Annotated in this window: 19 protein-coding genes; 13 read left to right on the top strand and 6 right to left on the bottom strand. The window is 69.1% G+C overall.

Annotated elements, in window-relative coordinates; translation table 11 throughout:
• Positions 1-9 precede the first annotated feature (9 nt).
• From ybiB to cls, 5 genes are all read left to right on the top strand, one after another.
• Entirely contained in the window at positions 10-978 is a 969-nt protein-coding gene (gene ybiB / locus ABD104_RS10460; protein ID WP_343927470.1) for a DNA-binding protein YbiB, read from the top strand.
• The gene (locus ABD104_RS10455; RefSeq protein ID WP_087838091.1) at positions 975-1,367 is read left to right on the top strand and encodes a sirohydrochlorin chelatase; all 393 of its coding nucleotides are present in this window, start codon (positions 975-977) and stop codon (positions 1,365-1,367) included. Before ybiB ends, ABD104_RS10455 begins: the two co-directional genes overlap by 4 nt.
• A gap of 45 nt (positions 1,368-1,412) precedes the next feature.
• On the top strand, positions 1,413-2,036 hold the full coding sequence (locus tag ABD104_RS10450; RefSeq protein WP_087838090.1) for a glutathione S-transferase family protein: 624 nt from the start codon (positions 1,413-1,415) through the stop codon (positions 2,034-2,036).
• Between the two features lie 142 nt (positions 2,037-2,178).
• Positions 2,179-2,712 (top strand): peptide deformylase, encoded by a 534-nt coding sequence (gene def, locus ABD104_RS10445; RefSeq protein WP_132979507.1) that lies wholly within the window; start codon positions 2,179-2,181, stop codon positions 2,710-2,712.
• Positions 2,713-2,730: 18 nt separating this feature from the next.
• Complete coding sequence (cls, locus tag ABD104_RS10440; protein WP_132979508.1) at positions 2,731-4,167, top strand: cardiolipin synthase; 1,437 nt, start codon at positions 2,731-2,733, stop codon at positions 4,165-4,167.
• Positions 4,168-4,182: 15 nt separating this feature from the next.
• Here cls and ABD104_RS10435 read toward each other — a convergent pair whose 3' ends face one another.
• The 3 genes from ABD104_RS10435 to ABD104_RS10425 are packed head-to-tail and all read right to left on the bottom strand — an operon-like array spanning position 4,183 to position 6,748.
• Positions 4,183-4,605, bottom strand: a complete 423-nt coding sequence (locus ABD104_RS10435; protein ID WP_338616751.1) for a hypothetical protein — start codon at positions 4,603-4,605, stop codon at positions 4,183-4,185.
• A 38-nt stretch (positions 4,606-4,643) separates the two neighbouring features.
• Positions 4,644-5,783 (bottom strand): alpha-hydroxy acid oxidase, encoded by a 1,140-nt coding sequence (locus tag ABD104_RS10430; protein ID WP_087838153.1) that lies wholly within the window; start codon positions 5,781-5,783, stop codon positions 4,644-4,646.
• A 47-nt stretch (positions 5,784-5,830) separates the two neighbouring features.
• A complete protein-coding gene (locus tag ABD104_RS10425) occupies positions 5,831-6,748 on the bottom strand; it encodes a LysR family transcriptional regulator (RefSeq protein WP_279817910.1) in 918 nt (305 codons plus the stop codon).
• 110 nt (positions 6,749-6,858) lie between these two features.
• Here ABD104_RS10425 and ABD104_RS10420 point away from each other — a divergent pair, with 110 nt between their 5' ends.
• The 3 genes from ABD104_RS10420 (at position 6,859) to ABD104_RS10410 (ending at position 9,291) form a co-directional block, all read left to right on the top strand.
• Positions 6,859-7,929, top strand: a complete 1,071-nt coding sequence (locus ABD104_RS10420) for a TauD/TfdA family dioxygenase (RefSeq protein WP_279817912.1) — start codon at positions 6,859-6,861, stop codon at positions 7,927-7,929.
• A 36-nt stretch (positions 7,930-7,965) separates the two neighbouring features.
• The gene (locus ABD104_RS10415) at positions 7,966-8,928 is read left to right on the top strand and encodes a Bug family tripartite tricarboxylate transporter substrate binding protein (RefSeq protein ID WP_279817913.1); all 963 of its coding nucleotides are present in this window, start codon (positions 7,966-7,968) and stop codon (positions 8,926-8,928) included.
• A 78-nt stretch (positions 8,929-9,006) separates the two neighbouring features.
• A complete protein-coding gene (locus ABD104_RS10410; RefSeq protein ID WP_279817914.1) occupies positions 9,007-9,291 on the top strand; it encodes a hypothetical protein in 285 nt (94 codons plus the stop codon).
• 7 nt (positions 9,292-9,298) lie between these two features.
• Here the strand turns inward: ABD104_RS10410 and ABD104_RS10405 are convergent, their stop codons facing one another.
• Positions 9,299-9,526, bottom strand: a complete 228-nt coding sequence (locus ABD104_RS10405) for a hypothetical protein (RefSeq protein ID WP_338616746.1) — start codon at positions 9,524-9,526, stop codon at positions 9,299-9,301.
• A gap of 62 nt (positions 9,527-9,588) precedes the next feature.
• The gene (locus tag ABD104_RS10400) at positions 9,589-10,605 is read right to left on the bottom strand and encodes an aldo/keto reductase (RefSeq protein WP_338616745.1); all 1,017 of its coding nucleotides are present in this window, start codon (positions 10,603-10,605) and stop codon (positions 9,589-9,591) included.
• A gap of 159 nt (positions 10,606-10,764) precedes the next feature.
• Between ABD104_RS10400 and ABD104_RS10395 the strand changes: the two genes are divergently transcribed.
• The 5 genes from ABD104_RS10395 to ABD104_RS10375 are packed head-to-tail and all read left to right on the top strand — an operon-like array spanning position 10,765 to position 16,011.
• A complete protein-coding gene (locus ABD104_RS10395; RefSeq protein ID WP_338616744.1) occupies positions 10,765-11,604 on the top strand; it encodes an ABC transporter permease in 840 nt (279 codons plus the stop codon).
• A 42-nt stretch (positions 11,605-11,646) separates the two neighbouring features.
• Positions 11,647-12,663, top strand: a complete 1,017-nt coding sequence (locus tag ABD104_RS10390; protein ID WP_338616742.1) for an ABC transporter substrate-binding protein — start codon at positions 11,647-11,649, stop codon at positions 12,661-12,663.
• A gap of 17 nt (positions 12,664-12,680) precedes the next feature.
• Positions 12,681-13,478: an ABC transporter ATP-binding protein gene (locus tag ABD104_RS10385; protein ID WP_338616741.1), complete on the top strand. Its 798-nt coding sequence runs from the start codon at positions 12,681-12,683 to the stop codon at positions 13,476-13,478.
• Between the two features lie 20 nt (positions 13,479-13,498).
• Positions 13,499-14,626, top strand: a complete 1,128-nt coding sequence (locus ABD104_RS10380) for an LLM class flavin-dependent oxidoreductase (protein WP_279817925.1) — start codon at positions 13,499-13,501, stop codon at positions 14,624-14,626.
• A 5-nt stretch (positions 14,627-14,631) separates the two neighbouring features.
• Positions 14,632-16,011 (top strand): NtaA/DmoA family FMN-dependent monooxygenase, encoded by a 1,380-nt coding sequence (locus tag ABD104_RS10375; RefSeq protein ID WP_279817927.1) that lies wholly within the window; start codon positions 14,632-14,634, stop codon positions 16,009-16,011.
• On the opposite strand, the gene ABD104_RS10370 is transcribed toward ABD104_RS10375, so the two are convergent.
• Positions 15,993-17,069, bottom strand: a complete 1,077-nt coding sequence (locus ABD104_RS10370) for an Ig-like domain-containing protein (protein ID WP_087838077.1) — start codon at positions 17,067-17,069, stop codon at positions 15,993-15,995. The two genes, ABD104_RS10375 and ABD104_RS10370, sit on opposite strands and share 19 nt — an antisense overlap.
• Positions 17,070-17,205 lie beyond the last annotated feature (136 nt).

Raw genomic sequence — 17,205 nt, 5'->3', positions numbered from 1 at the left:
GGAGCGCCCATGACCGAACCCTATGCCTGCGCACCGCTGATACGCGAGATCGGCCGCGGCAAGGACGGCTCGCGCGCACTGGCGCGCGATCAGGCCGGCGAATTGATGGGCGCCATCCTGGATGGCCGGGTGTCCGAGCTGGAGCTGGGCGCGGTGCTGCTGGCCCTGCGCATGAAGGGCGAGTCCGTGTCCGAGGTGGCCGGCTTCCTGGATGCGGCGCAGGCGCGGATGACGCGCGTCGAGGCCCCCGCCGGGCGGCCCGTGGTGGTCCTGCCCACCTATAACGGTTCGCGCCACGCGCCCAACCTCGTGCCGCTGCTGGCCTGGACCGTGGCGCAGGCCGGCCTGCCGGTGCTGCTGCACGGGCAGGCCTCCGATCCGGCCCGGGCGGGCGCGGGTTCGAACGCCGCGCGCGTGCCCACCATCGATATCCTGGAACAACTCGGCATCGAGGCCTCGTCCGATGCCGACGCCGCCGCGCGGGCGCTGCGCGACCGGGGGCTGGCCTATCTGCCGCTGGCCGTCGCCAGTCCTGGCCTGGCCCGGGTCGTGGGCCTGCGCCGCATCCTGGGCGTGCGCAACGTCGCGCATACGCTGGCCAAGCTGCTGCGGCCGGTGCAAGGCCCCAGCCTGCTGCTGTCCGCCTACACCCATCCCGAATTCGGCGCCATGCTGGCCGAGCTTTTCGCGCTGCGGCGCGAGGCGGCGCTGCTGATGCGCGCCACCGAAGGCGAGGCGGTCGCCAGCACCCGTCGCCCCCAGCGCATCGCGCGCTGGCTGGACGGCGTCGAGGCCACCGCGGTCGAGGGCGCGGAACGCGCCGAGGCCGGGCTGCCGGCCCTGCCCGCGCGCGAGGCCGCCCCGACGGCGGCCTGGGTGCGCGCCATCCAGCAGGGGCGCGAACCGCTGCCGGCCGCGATCGCGGCCCAGCGCGACGCCATCCTCGATGCCGCGGCGCGCCTGGGGGCGTCCGCATGACGCCGCGCCGAGGCATCGTCCTGTTCGCGCACGGGTCGCGGGATCCGCAATGGGCGCGTCCCATGGCGGAACTGGCCCGCGTGCTGCGCGGGCGCGATCCCGGCACGCCGGTCGAGATCGCGTTCCTGGAATTGATGCCGCCCACCCTGCCCGAGGCCATCGCCGTCCTGGCGAGCCAGGGGGTGGCCGAGATCGCCGTCCTGCCGGTATTCTGGGCGGCGGGCGCGCACGTGACGCGAGACCTGGCGCGTCTTCTGGACGAAGCGCGCGCGGCGCATCCCGCGGTGCGGTTCGCGTCATTGCCGGTGTTGTCGGAGCTGCCCGGCGTGCTGGACGCCGTTGCCGAGGCGGCCTTGCGCCCGGCGGCGGATCCGGACCCGCGGGCATAGCACCCTTTATTCCATTCCTTGCACCCGTACACGGAGATTTCCACCATGATGACCATCTGGGGCCGCCTGACTTCCATCAATGTTGCCAAGGCGGTGTGGGCCGCGCGCGAGCTGGGCCTGCAGTTCGAGCGCATCGACGTGGGCGGCCCCTATGGCGGGCTGGACAAGCCCGAGTACCTGGCGCTGAATCCCAACGGCAAGATCCCCACGCTGGATGACAACGGCTACATTCTGTGGGAATCGAACTCCATCGTGCGCTACCTGGCTGCCCAGTACGGCGCCGGCACGCTGTGGCCGACCGACCCGCGCGAGCGCGGCCTGAGCGATCGCTGGCTGGACTGGCAGGCCACCGAGTTCGGGCCCGCCATGGGGCCGGCCTTCATCGGCCTGATCCGCACGCCGGAAGACAAGCGCAACCACCAGGCCATCGCCGAGTCCGTGGCGCGCGGCAACAAGCTGATCCTGCTGCTGGAGAAGTTCCTGGCCGACGGCCGCCAGTACCTGGCGGGCGACCGCTTCACCATCGGCGACATCGCCGTCGGCTGCGCCATCGACCGCTGGTTCCTGCTGCCCATCGAGCGCCCGGCCACGCCGCTGCTGGCGCAATGGCACGAGCGCGTCAGCACCCGGCCGTCGGCGCAGGGCGTGCTTGGACAGGAATTGAAGTAGCGGCACCCGCGGGCAAGTGCCGCAGTCATCCCTGCGGCACCTGCGTGGGACGCCATCGGCCTCGCGGCGGTGCCGATCTGGCACAATCCGGATAGGCACCCCCCGGGCAAAGGGCCCGGCAGGACCGTTCCAGGGCAGTTCCATGATCCGCGAAATATTGAAGATGGGCGACGAACGCCTGCTGCGCGTCGCCAAGCCGGTTCGGGAGACCGGTACCCAGGCGCTCGACGCGCTGATCCAGGACATGTTCGATACGATGGAGGCCGCGGGCGGCGTGGGGCTGGCCGCGCCGCAGATCGGCGTCGACCTGCAGGTGGTGATCTTCGGCTTCGACAGCAGCGAGCGCTATCCCGACGCGCCGGCGGTGCCGCGCACCATACTCATCAATCCCGTCATCACGCCCCTGTCGGACGAGAAGGAAGAGGGCTGGGAAGGCTGCCTGTCGGTACCGGGCCTGCGCGGGGCGGTGCCGCGCCACGTCTCCATCCGCTACACCGGCATCGACCCCGCCGGGGTTCCCATCGAGCGCGTGGCAGACGGTTTTCACGCCCGGGTGGTGCAGCATGAATGCGACCACCTGATTGGACGCCTGTACCCGTCGCGCATCGAGGATTTCTCGAAGTTCGGCTTCACCGAAGTGCTGTTCCCCGGTCTCGATCCGAACCGCGACGACTGATACCGGGAGGTCGCCAACATGGCGGAAAGTCTGCTGTCGATCGGTCTGGAGGTCGCCACCCTCCATGTGCTGGGCATCATCGCAGCGTGCCACGCGATCATGAATACCCGCACCTCGCAGGGCGCGGTGGCCTGGGCCGTGGCGCTGGTCTCCGTTCCCTACCTGACGCTGATTCCTTATCTGTTCCTGGGCCGCAGCCGCTTTGCCGGCTACGTGGACGAACACCGGTTCAACAGCGCGCGGGCGCGCGCGCGTACCGAGGCCGACGTCAACCAGTCGCAGCTTACCGTGGCCGCGCGCCGCGACGCCGCGACGGAGCCGGCGCTGCGGCGCTTCCTGGCGCTGGACCGGCTGATGGGCCGCCGCTTCCTGGCCGGCAACCAGGTCGGCCTGCTGGAGAACGGCCGGGAAACCTTCGATGCGATTTTCGAGGCCATCGACCAGGCACGGCGCTACGTCCTCGTGCAGTTCTTCATCGTGCGCGACGACTCGCTGGGGCGCGAACTGCACCGGCGCCTGCTGGCGCGCGCCGCGGCCGGGGTCAAGGTCCATTTCCTGTACGACGGCATCGGCAGCCACGCGCTGGCGCGCCGCTACGTCGAGTCCCTGCGGGCGGGTGGCGTGCAGATCCATGCGTTCTCGGTGCGCCGGGTCAGCAACCGCTTCCAGCTGAATTTCCGCAACCATCGCAAGATCGTCGTGGTTGACGGGCAGGTGGCCTTCGTCGGCGGCCACAACGTGGGCGAGGACTATCTGGGCGGCAATCCGCGCCTGTCGCCGTGGCGGGACACCCACATCCGCCTGGCCGGTCCCATCGTGGCGCAGATCCAGCGCACGTTCAGCGAAGACTGGTATTGGGTCACGCAGACCCTGCCCGAGCTGGCCATGCCGGAGGAAGCCCCGGGCGACATGACCTGCCTGGCCATCGCCAGCGGTCCAGCCGACCACCAGGAGACCGGTTCGCTGTTCATGACGCAGGCCATCCAGGCGGCGCGGCGGCGCATCTGGCTGACCTCGCCGTATTTCGTGCCAGATTCGGCCGTGCAGTCGGCGCTCCGGCTGGCGGTGCTGCGCGGGGTGGACGTGCGGGTGCTGTTGCCCTGCCGGCCCGACCATTTCACGGTCTACCAGGCTTCGCTGTTCCACACCTACGAAGCGGTGCGCGCGGGCGTGCGGATCTATCGATACCAGCCGGGGTTCCTGCACCAGAAGGTGATGCTGATCGACGACGACACGGTCGCGGTGGGCAGCGCCAACCTGGACAACCGCTCGTTCCGGCTCAATTTCGAGCTGAGCGTGCTGACCGTCAGTCCCGAATTCGCGGCCCAGGCGCAGGCCATGCTGCTGGCCGACTTCGCGTTGGCCAAGGAAGTGGGGCCGGGCGAGTGGGAGACCGTGCCCCTGCTGCCGCGCGTGGTCATGCACGTGGCGCGGCTGTTCGCGCCCGTGCTGTGACGGCCGCCGCCCGGATCAGCGCTTGTCGAATATCTCGGCGCAGCGCGAGAAGCTGAACCCGGCGCCGGAGGATTCACGCGTGGTCTGGATGGCGGTGATGCTGCCGGCGGCATTGGCATTGATCTGCAGCTCGCAGAACAGCTCTTCGGTGCGGGCCGGCGACACCATCACGCGGTCGGTCTTCTTGGAGTCCTTGTCGCGCGGCACGTCGCGGTACTGCGCGGCGTGCTGGATGCTTTTCTCGCCGCCGCGCCAGTTGTAGACGGAACTGCCGTCGCCCAGCTTGTACGAACGCTGCGGCGGGCCGTACTGCGAAAAGAAGGCGTCGGTGGACTGGCCGATCCAGCGTGCCCGTATGGCCGAATTGGTTTCCTCGGTGGTGGCGCAGCCGGACACCAGGAGCAGGGCGGCCGCCAGGCCGGGCAACAGGACCTTCATGGGATTCTCCAGGACGGGTGGGTGGGGTTGGGTTCTCGTCAGGGGCGGATCAGGATGTCGGGGCCGATCTCGGCGATGGTGCGCGTGCCGGTCAAGGCCATGCTGACGTCCAGTTCGCGCTGGATGATGCCGAGCGCGGCATCGACGCCGGGCCGGCCCATGGCGCCCAGCCCGTACAGGAAGGCGCGGCCTATCATCGCGCCGCGCGCGCCCAGGGCCAATGCCTTGAGCACGTCCTGTCCGCTGCGCACGCCGCCGTCGAACAGGACCTCGGTCCTGTCGCCCACCGCCTCGACGATGGCGGGCAGGGCGGCGATGGAGGACTGCGCGCCGTCGAGCTGGCGGCCTCCATGGTTGCTGACCACGATGGCGTCCGCGCCGCACGAAGCGGCGATGCGGGCATCCTCGGGGTCGAGGATGCCCTTCATGATCAGCTTGCCGCCCCACTGCTGCTTGATCCACTCCACGTCCTTCCAGGACAGCGTGGGATCGAACTGGCGGGCGGTCCAGCGGGCCAGGCTGTTGATGCCGTCGGCGTCCTTGACGTGGCCGGCCAGGTTGCCGAATGTCCGGCGCCGGGCGCCCAGCATGCGCAATGCCCAGGCGGGCTTGCTCGCCAGGTCCAGCAGGTTGGCCAGCGTGGGGCGCAGCGGCACGGTCATGCCGTTCTTCAGGTCCTTGTGGCGCTGGCCCAGGATCTGCAGGTCCAGGGTCAGCACCAGGGCCGAGCACCGGGCCGCCTTGGCGCGCTGGATCAGGTCGGCGATGAACTCGCGGTCGCGCATCACGTACAGCTGGAACCAGAAGGGCTTGGTGGTGGCCGCGGCCACGTCCTCGATCGAGCAGATGCTCATCGTGGACAGCGTGAAGGGGATGCCGAACTGCTCGGCGGCCTGGGCGCCCAGGATCTCGCCGTCGGCCCATTGCATGCCCGCCAGGCCGGTCGGCGCGATCGCCACCGGCATGCTGACCTCCTGGCCGAGCAGGGTGCTGCGGGTGGAGCGGTTGTCGACGTTGACCGCCACGCGCTGGCGCAGCTTGATGGCCGCCAGGTCGTCGGCGTTGGCGCGATAGGTGCACTCGGTGTACGAGCCGCTGTCGGCATAGTCGTAGAAGGCGCGCGGGACGCGCTTCCTGGCGAGCTGACGCAGGTCTTCGATGCAGGTGATGACGGGCATGGGGAAATCCGGGTATTCGAGAAGCGCGGCACGCGGCCGCATGGGCGCTATTTTGCTACAGATGAGCGGGAACGACCTCCCAGCAGGCGGTTCCACGTCTGGTCGAAGGTGGCGCAGAAGGCCTCGGCCAGCTTGGACAGGGGGCGATGCCGATGGCGCAGCAGGCGCAGTTCGAGCCGGGCTCGGCATTGGTAGGGGCGCACCACCAGGCCGGGAAAGGCGGCTCCCGCTACCGCGGTGGCATCGACGATGGCGACGCCGCCGCCCGCCAGGCTGAACCAGCAGGCGGTCTGCCCTGAGCGCACCTCGATGCCGGTCTGGATCTGCGCGGCGTAGCGCCCGTACAGATCTTGCGGCGTGACGCCATACAGTAGCGCTTGCGGAAAGGAGATGACGCGATGATCCCGCAGGTCCGAGGCATGTACCGTTTCCTTGCGCGCCAGTGCGTGGCCCGCAGGCATGACGCAGACCAGCCCGCAGGGGTAGCGACCGAGGATCTGGAGGCTGGGATGATCCTGCGGGCTGAGCGACAGACCCAGGTCCGCGGCGCCGTCCACCAGCGCCTGCACTAGCAGGTGGGGAATGAGCAGGTCGACGTGCAGCCTCGCGTGTGGAGTGCTTTCCGATACCTGCGTGGCGGCTTGGGGCACCACTGTCGCGCCCAGGCTGGGCGAGATGGCAAGGCGCAGCGATCCCGCCGTGGGGTTGCGCAGTTCCTCGGTCATCACGCGGATGCGCTCGACGCCTGCCCACATGCGGTCGACCTGCTCGTATAGCTGAGTGGCCTCCGGTGTGGCGATGAGTCGTCCCTTCGCGCGTTCGAACAGGCGCAATCCCGAGCGGCGTTCCGCCGTGGCCAACAACTTGCTGACTGCGGGTGGAGAAACGTGCAGGAGTTCGGCCGCGCCCTTGACCGACCCGGTTTGCATGATGGCCCGGAACACTTCTATCTGGCGCAGATTCACGTGGATTCCCCGATTAACCTTTGGTTAATACTAACCGCCATCAATTCAATTTACTCAGCCCTGGCGGCGATGGGACACTGCGGCTCCATTGGATGCTTCGGTGAAACGACATGACTGACACGCTTGCGGCGGCTTGCCGAGCTCCCGCGGAAGGGCCCGCGGTCTGGAAGGCGGCGGATTTCGAGCACGATCGATCCTGGCTGCATCGCTTGAGCGACGAGCAGGCCGGCTGCCTGGCGCGAGCGGCTCGGGAATTCGACGGCCAGGACCTGGCGCGCGCGACGCCCGAGTGGGCGGCCCGTCATCTGGTTCCGCTTGCCATGCTGATGCGCGAGGTGAAGCGGGAGCTCGGCACCCGCGGATTCGTGCTGCTGCGCGGCGTGCCGGTGCGTGAACTGGGAGACAAGGCCGGGTTGGCATTCTGGATGCTGGGCGCGTTGCTGGGTACCGGATTGACCCAGAACGCCGACGGCGACCTGTTGTGCCCCGTCACCGACAAGGGCGTGCGGTTCGACTATTCGGCCGAGGCCCATCGCAGCAACGCCCGGGGATACCAGAGCCGCGCCGACCTGAACTATCACTGCGACCCCACCGACGTCGTCGCGCTGCTGTGCGTCAACAAGGCCATGTCGGGAGGTGCCAGCACCATCGTTAGCACACCGGCGGTCTACAACGCGCTGCTTGCCGATCATCCGGAGCACATGGAGGTGCTGGAGCGAGGGTTTCCCTACGATCGCAAGGGCGAGCAATGGCCGCAAGAGGCGCCTGCCTCGCCGCGTATCCCCGTCTTCGTCCGGCACGGCGCGCGGGTCAGCTGCCGCTATGCCAGGTCCTATATAGAAGGCGCGGCGGCCAAGCTCGGTACCCCGCTCGAGGACGCGGAGCGGGCCGCGCTCGATTGCTTCGACTCGGTAGTCAGGCGTCCGGACATGGCGCTACACATGGCGTTCGAACCGGGCGACGTCCAACTGCTGAACAACTTCACCGTGGTGCATGGCAGGACTGCCTACGAGGACGATCCCGATCCCGCGCAGCGGCGCTTTCTTTACCGCCTCTGGCTGCATCTGGGCGACAGTCCGCCATGGCAAGGGGAAAGCCAGATCATGCGATGGGCGTTTGCCCGCTTTGGCAACCTTGGCCGTACCGCGCAGGAATGGTCATCGCTGCGGTCCGAGACCTGAGCGCCTACGGCATGCCATCGACAGGAAGGAGACAACATGAAAATTGCAATCGCCCTCGTGGCCGCGCTCTGCGCGATGAGCAGCAGCTTCGCGGAGGCGCAGGCGTGGCCGCAGAAGAATGTCCGCGTCATCGTGCCCTACGGTCCGGGTTCGGTGCCGGATACGCTGGCCAGATTGATCTTCGAGAACGTGCAGAAGGTCTCGGGCCACGTGGTCGTGGTCGAGAACCGGGCCGGAGCGGCAGGCATGATAGGCGCGGGTGCAGTGGCCCGCGCCGAGCCCGATGGATACACGCTCGTGCTGGCACCGGCCGGGCCCCTGGCCACCAACGCGCTGTTGTACAAGAAGATGCCCTATGACCCGCTGCGCGACCTGGCGCCGGTGGCGATGGTGGCCGAGACGCCTACCGTGCTGGTGGCCAGTGCGGCGATGCATGCCGGACGCGCCGCGGATCTGCTGGCAGCGATGCGCGACCCTTCGCGCAGGATGGCGTATGCGTCGCCAGGCAACGGCACGCTGGGTCACTTGGCGATGGCCTACCTGGTTGCGCTGAGCGGTGGCGATGTTCCGCATGCACCCTATGCCGGCTCGCCGCAGATCGTCTCCGCCCTGATCGCCAACGACGTGCAGATGGCCGTGCTGCCGCCGCTCGCCGTGGCGCCTTTCATCAAGTCTGGCAAGATCGACGCCGTCGCGGTCGTGGGGCCCCGTCGAACCCCCATGCTGCCGCAGGTCGCCACGCTGAAGGAGCAGGGCGTCGACTTCGACCCCATAGGCTGGTTCGGCCTCGCGGCGCCCGCCACTACGCCGCCCGCCGTATTGCAGGCCATCCATGCGGCCGTAGCTGTCGCACTGCGCGATCCCAAGGTTGTCGACTACTACCGTGCGCAGGGCATGGAACCGGCCCATCTCGGGCCGGCTGCGTTCCGCGACTACATCGCGCGGGAACTGGACCGCTGGCGGCCAATCATCGCACGCAATGCGATCTCTCTCGATTGAGCGGGCGGGGGCGGATCCTGCGCTGCCGTCCGGGCACGAAAGCTGCTGCCTGGCACGGCAACTCGACAGGAGCCGACCATGAAAACCCCTCCCGACCCCAATGCCGGCGCGCCGCGCCCGAAACATGTTTCCTCCGACGACGCCCCGCGTCCGGACGTGGATCATCCGCCCGGTCCCGAAGGGGCGACGACCGAGTTCGACCAGGGGACCGCGCAAGCCGGTAGAGAGGCCAGGACCGGGACGCTGCCCGGATCCGACGATTTCACGCCGGCGCAGCGCGGCCAGCAGGGGGCCGACGTGGAGGTGCGCAGCGACGGCGCGGCGGGCAACGAGCGGCGCAGCGGGAAAGACGAGGAAGACTGACGAGGCTTCAGGCCAGGTCGGGATCGCGACCCCGACGCGACGGCGGCTTGCCCAGTGCGGACGGGACCTCCCCCGGCATCTTCCGGCCGACGTCGGCGGGTTCCGAGCCGGTCTGCGGCTCGACCGGCTCGCGCGGCCGTTCCTCGGAGCCGACGCCCAGCCAGTTGGGATCGGCCGGCCGTTCGCGTATGACAGTGGGGGGCTTGGCGGTCGTGTCGGACGGACGATCTTTCATGGGAGGTCTCCTGAAAGCGCGTTCCGCAGCAAGTGGCGTGCCACGCGCCGCCGCCGGAACAGCTAGCGGCGGAACAGTCGCAGCAAATCGGGCGACGCGGTCTGGCCGGGCACGGGTGCCACGTTCCGGTCCAGTTGCACCTGCTGCGGCACGTACGGCGCTTCCAGCCGTTCCAGTTCCTCGGCGCTGAGTACGATGTCCAGCGCGGCCACGGCATCGTCCAGGTGGGCGGCGCGCGTGGCGCCGACGATGGGAGCGGTGACCGCCGGATTGTGCAGCAGCCAGGCCAACGCGATCTGTGCCGGCTTGACGTCGCGCTCGGCGGCGACCTGGATGACGCGGTCCACGATGCTCTCGTCCTCCGGGCGGACGAAGTCGCGGACGACGCGCGAACGTTCGGTGTCCTGCCTGCGGCTGCCCGCCAGCAGGCCGCGCGCCAGGGGGCTGTAGGGCAGCACCGCCACGTTCTGGTGCAGGCACAGCGGCAGGGTCTCGCGCTCTTCTTCCCGGTACAGCAGGTTGTACTTGTTCTGCATGGTCGAGAACCGCGTCAGCCCGTCGCGTCCGGCCAATTGCTGCAAGGTCGCGAACTGCCACGCGTGCATGCTGCTGGCGCCGATGTACAGCGCCTTGCCGGCGCGCACCACGTCGTCCAGCGCCAGCATCACCTCCTCCAGCGGCGTGTGGGGATCGAGCCGGTGGATCTGGTAGAGGTCGATGTAGTCGGTGCCCAGGCGCTGCAGGCTGTCGTCGATGGCGTGGCGGATGCGCTTGCGCGACAGACCGTGGTTGACGCCGTCGCCCCTGGCCAGGCCGGCCTTGGTGGCGATGACGACCTTGTCGCGGCCCGTGCCGTAGCGTTTGATGGCGCGGCCCAGGATTTCCTCGCTCAGGCCGCTGGAATAGGACTCGGCGGTGTCGAACAGGTTGAAGCCATGTTCGAACGCCGCGCGGTAGTGGGGCTGGGCGTCGTCCTCGGACAAGGCCCAGGGCATCCAGTCCCGGGAGCCGTAGCTGGAGGCGCCGAATGCCAGCCGCGAGACGCGCAGGCCGGTGGTGCCCAGATCGATGTAGCGCATGAATGGTTCCGAAGACGAAGCGTGCCGAAGCGGGCAATCTAGCAATCGGCGCGGCGCGCGGGAAATGCGATTTGTGGCATTGCATATGCGGACAAATTCCTTCGGCACCGGCCGGCAGCGGCATAGAGTGGTCCTCCGATGTCCCTCCGCCGTGCCGTCATGTCCAGCATTCCATCGCATCTCCATGCCGTACCCGCGCTTCCTCTCGCGGACCGCGAGTCCCGGCCGCGCAGACGCGTGCCCGCCGCGCTGCTGATCGTCGCCGGACAGGTGCTGCTGCTGGCGGCCATCCTGCTGTCCATCCAGTTCCTGGTGGACAGCGGCGCGGTCAAGCCCATCTATCTGGCATCGCCCACGCAGGTCCTGGAGGCCTTTCCCCGCCTGGTGATGCAGGACGGCCTGCTGCGCCATCTGCTGGTGACCTTGTCCGAGGCGCTGCTGGGCGTGGCCATCGCGTTCGTGGCCGGCGTCTCGACCGGCGTGGTGATGGGCCTGCTGCCGGCGGTGCACCGGTTCCTCAATCCGTTCCTGGTCGCGCTGATGGCCGTCCCCAAGGTCGCGATCATTCCGCTGCTGACGTTGTACCTGGGCATAGGCTATGCGCACAAGGTCTTCATCGTCTTCCTGTTCGGCTATTTCATCTTCGTGTTCAACACGATCGCGGGCATCCGGCAGGTGCAGGAGAACCACCTGAAAGTCGCCCGGGTGCTGGGCGCGACGCAGGCGCAGCGCATCTTCAAGGTGGTGCTGCCGTCGGCCATCCCTTCGATCATGGCGGCGGTACGGGTGGAGGCGGTGATGTGCGTGGTGGCCGCGCTGCTGGCCGAGATCGTGGCCTCGAAGGCGGGCATCGGCAACCTGCTGAACCGGGCCACCGGTGTCTACGACACCGCCGCCGTGTTCGCGCTGGTCGCCACCATCACAGTGTTCGCGCTGCTCATCATCTTCGCGGTCGAGCAACTGGAGAGGCGCGTGCTGCTCCGGTGGAAGCATGCCTGACCGTTCGTCATTTCCCCGCTTCGCTTTCCTGTGGATTCCATCATGAACAAGAACCGACGCGACACGCTGTCGCGCCTTGCCGCCCTGGCGGCCCTTTCCGCCTCCGTTCCCGGATTGTCGTCCGCGCAGGGCGCCGCGACGAAGAAGCTCAAGCTCGTGGCCACCAACAGCTACACCCAGCAGCCCATCGCCTTTGGCGTGGAGAAAGGATTCTTCCGCGAAGAGGGCCTGGAGGTGGAGTTCGTGGACGTACAGGATGCGGTGACCGGCGTCGCGACCGGCGAGCTGTCGTTCGCGTTCGGGCCGACCAGCGTCTACCTGCGCGCCGCGGCGCTGGGCGCGCCGATCAAGATCGTATCGTCGGGCTTTCGCAGCAAGGGACCGTACTTCCTGATCGCCCGGCCCGGCATCCAGAGCATCGCCGGCCTGAAGGGCAAGACCGTGGGCAATGCCCATGCGGGTTCGAACCTGGATACGGTGCTGCGCACGATCCTGGTCCGCAACGGCCTCGATCCCCGGCGCGACGTGACGCTGTTCGGCAATGGCTCGACCCAGCAGGCCTACGGCACGCTGATCTCCGGCCAGGTGGACGCGACCATCATCCACCAGCCCTTTGCCGCGCTGGGCGAGCTGGAGAAGACCAGCCGCACGCTGGCCCGGGGCTGGGACTACCTGCCCACTTATCACACCGGCGTGCTGATCGCGGGCGACCGGCTGATCGCGAACGATCCCGACCTGCTGCGCCGCGGGCTGCGGGCCTATTTCAAGTCCTACACCTACGCCAAGGCGAACTACCCGGAGTACCTGCCGTGGCTGCAGGCGCGGCTCAAGCTCAATCCCCGCGCGGTCGAACTGGCGCTCAGGCAGGAGGACGACGTCTGGGACAACAATCCCGACGTCGATCCGGTCGCCATCCAGGATACGCAGCGCATCGAGATCGAGCAGCAGAACCAGAAGGCGCCGTATGACGCGAAGAAGTACATCGACCTGCGCTTCGTGCCGCGGGAATACGTCAAGCCGTTCCAGTACCCCGATAGATCGGCGGCGCTGAAAGGCTGATCGCAAGGAGTCGCCCGGTGTCCATTTTCTCGATCCGCAAGCTGAGCCAGGTCTATGGGGGCGCGAAGCCCGTGCATGCGCTGGCCGATATCGACCTCGATATCGATGAAGGGGAGTTCGTGGTGCTGCTGGGCCCCAGCGGTTGCGGCAAGAGCACGCTGCTGGAGATCCTGGCCGGCCTGCAGCGCCCCACCGCCGGGCAGGCCCTGTTCGACGGCCGGCCCATCGCCGGGCCGTTCCCCTCGGTGGGGGTGGTGTTCCAGGACGCCTCGCTGCTGCCCTGGCGCACGGTGGCGCGCAACGTCCAGCTGGGCCTGGAGATCCGGGGACGCGACAAGGCGCTGCGGCGCCAGACCGCCAAGGCCTATCTGGAGCTGGTGGGGCTGGCGGGATTCGGCGACAAGTACCCGCACCAGTTGTCGGGCGGCATGCGCCAGCGGGCCGGCATCGCCCGCGCGCTGGCCAACGAGCCCAGCGTGCTGCTGATGGACGAGCCCTTCGGCGCGGTGGACCACATCACGCGCATCCGGCTGCAGGAAGACCTGGTGCGCATCTGGCAGGCGCACCGGCGCACGGTGGTGTTCGTCACGCACGACGTGGGCGAGGCGGTGTTCCTGGCCGACCGCATCGTGCTGCTGTCGCCCCGGCCGGGCCATATCCACGACACCTTCCGCGTGGCCGTTCCGCGGCCGCGCCGGCGCGGCGACCTGCCGCTGCTCAAGCTCGAGGCGTCGATCTACGACGCCCTGCATGCGATCGACACAGGCGCCTCGCCGGCCCGGGCTCCGCTGCGCGCGCTGGCCTCGGCGCGCTGACTCTTCACCTGGGGTTCCACATGTCTTCCACATCCGTATCCCTTCCGCGTGCCGGCGGCCCGCTGCTGGCGTATCTGCATCGCCGCGCCGAGCCCTCGATCGAGACGGCGTTCGCCGGCTCGCTGCTGACCAGCCTGGCGCTGGAAGTCGAGCGCGCCGGGTTCGACCTGCTGGTGCTCGATGACGAACCGCGCGTCGAAGGCGCCGCGCCGCGCGTGCGCCTCGACCCGTTCACGGCGGCTTCCTTCATCGCGACGCGCACCCGCCACCTGGGCCTGGCCGTGACGGCCGACGCCGCCTACTACGAACCGTTCAACCTGGCCCGCCTGACCGCTTCGCTGGACCACATCACCCATGGGCGGGCGGCGCTCAACCTGGTGCACGATCCCGCGCGCGCGGCGGCGGTCAACTTCGGCGTGCGCGATCGCGCCGCGCCGGCGGATCCCGGGCGGCATGCCAGGGAGTTCCTGCACGTGGTGCGCGCGCTGTGGGACAGCTGGGAGGACGACGCTTTCCTGCGCGACAAGGCCAGCGGCCGTTTCGTGGACGGCGCCAAGATCCACGCCATTGCGCACCGGGGCGAGCATTTCCAGGTCCAGGGACCGCTGAACGTCGCGCGGCCGCCGCAGGGCCAGTTGCCCCTGGTGCATGTCGAACGCTCGGCCGCCTCGCGCCCCTGGGCGGCGGCCGAGGCCGACATCGTGGTGGTGGCGGCCGGGGACGAAGCCGGCGTGCGCGAGGCGGCCGAAGCCTTGCGCGCACTGGCCGTGCGCGAAGGCCGCGCCGCGAATCCGCCGCGGGTGCTCGCGCCCATCGTGCCCTGGGTGGCCGACACGCCGGACGAAGCGCAGCGGCTGCGCGCCCGCGCGCCTTCGCGTGCCGATGCGGTCACGCTGATCGGCACGCCGGGCGAGATCGCCGCCACCTTGCAGGCATGGGTGGCGCGGCGGGTGGCCGACGGATTCGCGGTGGCGCCGGCGCCCGAGCCTGGCCAATGGCCGCGTTTCGCCGAACTGGTGGTGCCGGGGCTGGTTCGGCGCGGCGCGACCGCCCCGCCCGCCGAAGGCGCCGCGCTCACGCTGCGCGGACGCCTGGGCCTGGCCCGTCCCGCCAATCGCCACGTTTCCCCGCAACCCGTCAACGGATGACCGCCATGAGCCAACCCCCTCGCCGTTTGCACCTGGGCCTGATGTTCTGGGCCACCGGCACCCACGCCGCCGGCTGGCGGCTGCCCGGCTCCAAGGAGGATGCGGCGTTCGACATCGAGTTCCTGCAGCACGTGACGCAAGTGGCGGAGCGGGCCCGGTTCGACTTCCTGTTCCTGGGCGACCGCCTGGCCACGGATCCCCGGCTGCAACGCACCAACCCCGCGCAGATGTCGCGGCTGGAGCCGTTCACGACGGCCGCCAGCCTGGCTGCCGCCACGTCGCGCATCGGCATCGTGGTCACCGCCAACCCCACCTACTACGACCCCTATTCCGTGGCGCGCCTGATGGGATCGCTCGATCACGTCAGCGCGGGCCGTGCATCCTGGAACATCGTGACCGGTGCCGATGACATCGCCGCCGCCAACTTCAGCCGTACCGAGCATTGGGAAACGGGCAAGCGCTATGACTGGGCCGACGAGTTCGTCGACGTGGTGAAGGCATTGTGGGACGGCGCACCGTCGGTCGAGGCGCCGGCGGGCGTCCCGCTGGATCACGACGGACGGCACTTCCGCATCGCCGGCCCGCTGGACGTGCCGCGGCTGCCGCAGCGCCATGCGGTCATCCTGCACGCGGGCACCTCGGACCGGTCGCGCGAACTGGGCGCGCGCGAGGCCGACGTCATCTTCGCCGGCCAGCCCGACATTCCGTCGGCCCAGGCCTACTACGCCGACATCAAGCAGCGCGCCGCCCGCTACGGACGCGGCGAAGACGAAATCGCCATCCTGCCGGGCCTCACGCCCATAGTCGCGCCCACCACCGAAGAAGCCGTGGCGATCTACGACAGGTTGAACGCCTTCCTGCCGCTGGACCCGGAAGAGGCGGCGGGCGAGGTCCGCAAGGGCGGGCTGGGGCGCGGCCGCCGGCGCAACCTGAGCGCGCTGTCCGAGACCCTGGGCGTGGACGTGCGCGGCAACGACCCCGGCGCCGTGGTGGAACCCGCGCTGTACGGGCAGGCGTCCGAGGCGGGGCGCAGGCTGATCGACGAGACCGCCCGCCGCACCCGCCGGTCGCTGACGGGTGCGGCGCGTATTTCCTATCGCGACCTGATCGATACGGCGGGGGCCATGGGCGCCATCGTGGTGGGCAACCCCGAGGAGGTCGCCGATTTCATCCAGGCCTGGTTCGACCAGCGGGCGGCGGACGGCTTCAACATCTTTCCCGCCTACGTGCCAGGGGCCGTCGAGGCATTCGCGGAACTGGTCGTGCCGGTGCTGCAGCGGCGCGGCCTGTTCCGCCTGGACTACGAAGGCCCGACCTTCAGGGATCACCTGGGGCTGGGCCTGCCCGGCTCCCGCCGGGACCGGGATCAACTGGTGCGCCTGTAGGTATAGGTGTAGTCGAACCGGGTCGTGGTGGGCGGGATCGTGATGCCGTTTGCGGTGCCCGAGACCGACACCGAGCCCTTGCTCTTGAGCACGATGGTGCTGCCGACGCCGCAGCCTCCGCAGCCCTCGTAGCTGGTCGACAGGTCGCTGTAGCTGTAGCTCAGGCTGACCCCGGGGCCGGACACGCCGCCCGAGACGCCGCCGTACTGCTGCACCACCTGTTGGGCACCGTCGGCCGAGGCCGGCACGGCGCCGAATTCGATGTTGCCGATGGTCTGCTCGAAAGGCACGCCGTTGGCCGAGCCCCGCACGGTCAGTTCCCACTTCGAGCCGGCCGGGATGGTGCTGCTCGTGCCGCCGCCGCTGAACGAGATGCCGGCCACGCTGATCGAGAAATCATAGGTGGTGACGCTTTCGCCGACCTTGATCGTTTCCGAGCAGGACGTGGTGGAGCAACTGAGCGAAATCGATACGCCGTCCAGCACCGCATCGAAGCCCTTGCCGTCGGCGGCGAAGCCGCGGCTGAAGAAATCGAAGGTCTTGGGATCCACGCCCTTGGCGGTGTAGAGCGCGGCGAAGTTGGCGTTCACACGCTTGGCAGCGGCTGTGATCGCGTCGCCTGCGAGGCGAGTGGTCTTCCAACCCTCGAACAGCGCGGCCAGCGGTTTCCTGCCGCCGGCATCATGCAGCGCCAGCGTGGTCAGCGGCGTGATGTTGGCCGTGCCCGCGGCCGCCGCGAACGAGTACAGCACCGATCCCGATCCGGTCGAGACCTTGAGCAGGTAGGGCGGCGCCGATTCGATGGTGATGCTGTAGCGGCCATCGGCGCCGCTCTTGCCGGTGGCGGTGGCGCCCGCCGCGTTCACGACGGTGACGGTGGCGTTGGCCACGGCGGCGCCGGTGGCCGCCGTGCCCGACAGCGTGTCCGTCTTCGGTGCCGGCGGACTCGCGCCGCCCGACGAGCCGCCGTCGCCGCCGCAGGCGCCCAGGGCAAGTGCGAGACAGGCGCACGCGGCAAGGCGCGCAATGCGTGGCGGGAAGAACGGTAGCTTCATCATGGAATACCTTCGTGGCGTGGATGAGACCTGCCGCGTTCGCGGCCGGTCGGGTGGTGTCCGGCGATTCTTCCCATGTGGAGCGGGGCGGGCAATCCCGCGAACACGGGGTTGCCGGCAGGCGACGAATGGCTTGTAC

The organism is Pigmentiphaga daeguensis, from assembly GCF_039523035.1.
Lineage (GTDB): Bacteria > Pseudomonadota > Gammaproteobacteria > Burkholderiales > Burkholderiaceae_B > Pigmentiphaga > Pigmentiphaga daeguensis.
This window is presented reverse-complemented; position numbering and strand designations above follow the sequence as displayed.

What these genes read in the sequence shown, in the direction of transcription:
- ABD104_RS10400 (WP_338616745.1), bottom strand. Translation starts at nt 10,605, where the DNA reads ATGCGCTACATCGATCTGGGCACCACCGGCCTGCGCGTCTCGCGGCTG.
- ABD104_RS10395 (WP_338616744.1), top strand. Translation starts at nt 10,765, where the DNA reads ATGTCCAGCATTCCATCGCATCTCCATGCCGTACCCGCGCTTCCTCTC.
- ABD104_RS10420 (WP_279817912.1), top strand. Translation starts at nt 6,859, where the DNA reads ATGACTGACACGCTTGCGGCGGCTTGCCGAGCTCCCGCGGAAGGGCCC.
- ABD104_RS10390 (WP_338616742.1), top strand. Translation starts at nt 11,647, where the DNA reads ATGAACAAGAACCGACGCGACACGCTGTCGCGCCTTGCCGCCCTGGCG.
- ABD104_RS10455 (WP_087838091.1), top strand. Translation starts at nt 975, where the DNA reads ATGACGCCGCGCCGAGGCATCGTCCTGTTCGCGCACGGGTCGCGGGAT.
- ybiB (WP_343927470.1), top strand. Translation starts at nt 10, where the DNA reads ATGACCGAACCCTATGCCTGCGCACCGCTGATACGCGAGATCGGCCGC.
- ABD104_RS10450 (WP_087838090.1), top strand. Translation starts at nt 1,413, where the DNA reads ATGATGACCATCTGGGGCCGCCTGACTTCCATCAATGTTGCCAAGGCG.
- ABD104_RS10415 (WP_279817913.1), top strand. Translation starts at nt 7,966, where the DNA reads ATGAAAATTGCAATCGCCCTCGTGGCCGCGCTCTGCGCGATGAGCAGC.
- ABD104_RS10410 (WP_279817914.1), top strand. Translation starts at nt 9,007, where the DNA reads ATGAAAACCCCTCCCGACCCCAATGCCGGCGCGCCGCGCCCGAAACAT.
- ABD104_RS10435 (WP_338616751.1), bottom strand. Translation starts at nt 4,605, where the DNA reads ATGAAGGTCCTGTTGCCCGGCCTGGCGGCCGCCCTGCTCCTGGTGTCC.
- cls (WP_132979508.1), top strand. Translation starts at nt 2,731, where the DNA reads ATGGCGGAAAGTCTGCTGTCGATCGGTCTGGAGGTCGCCACCCTCCAT.
- ABD104_RS10375 (WP_279817927.1), top strand. Translation starts at nt 14,632, where the DNA reads ATGAGCCAACCCCCTCGCCGTTTGCACCTGGGCCTGATGTTCTGGGCC.
- ABD104_RS10370 (WP_087838077.1), bottom strand. Translation starts at nt 17,069, where the DNA reads ATGATGAAGCTACCGTTCTTCCCGCCACGCATTGCGCGCCTTGCCGCG.
- ABD104_RS10405 (WP_338616746.1), bottom strand. Translation starts at nt 9,526, where the DNA reads ATGAAAGATCGTCCGTCCGACACGACCGCCAAGCCCCCCACTGTCATA.
- ABD104_RS10430 (WP_087838153.1), bottom strand. Translation starts at nt 5,783, where the DNA reads ATGCCCGTCATCACCTGCATCGAAGACCTGCGTCAGCTCGCCAGGAAG.
- ABD104_RS10380 (WP_279817925.1), top strand. Translation starts at nt 13,499, where the DNA reads ATGTCTTCCACATCCGTATCCCTTCCGCGTGCCGGCGGCCCGCTGCTG.
- def (WP_132979507.1), top strand. Translation starts at nt 2,179, where the DNA reads ATGATCCGCGAAATATTGAAGATGGGCGACGAACGCCTGCTGCGCGTC.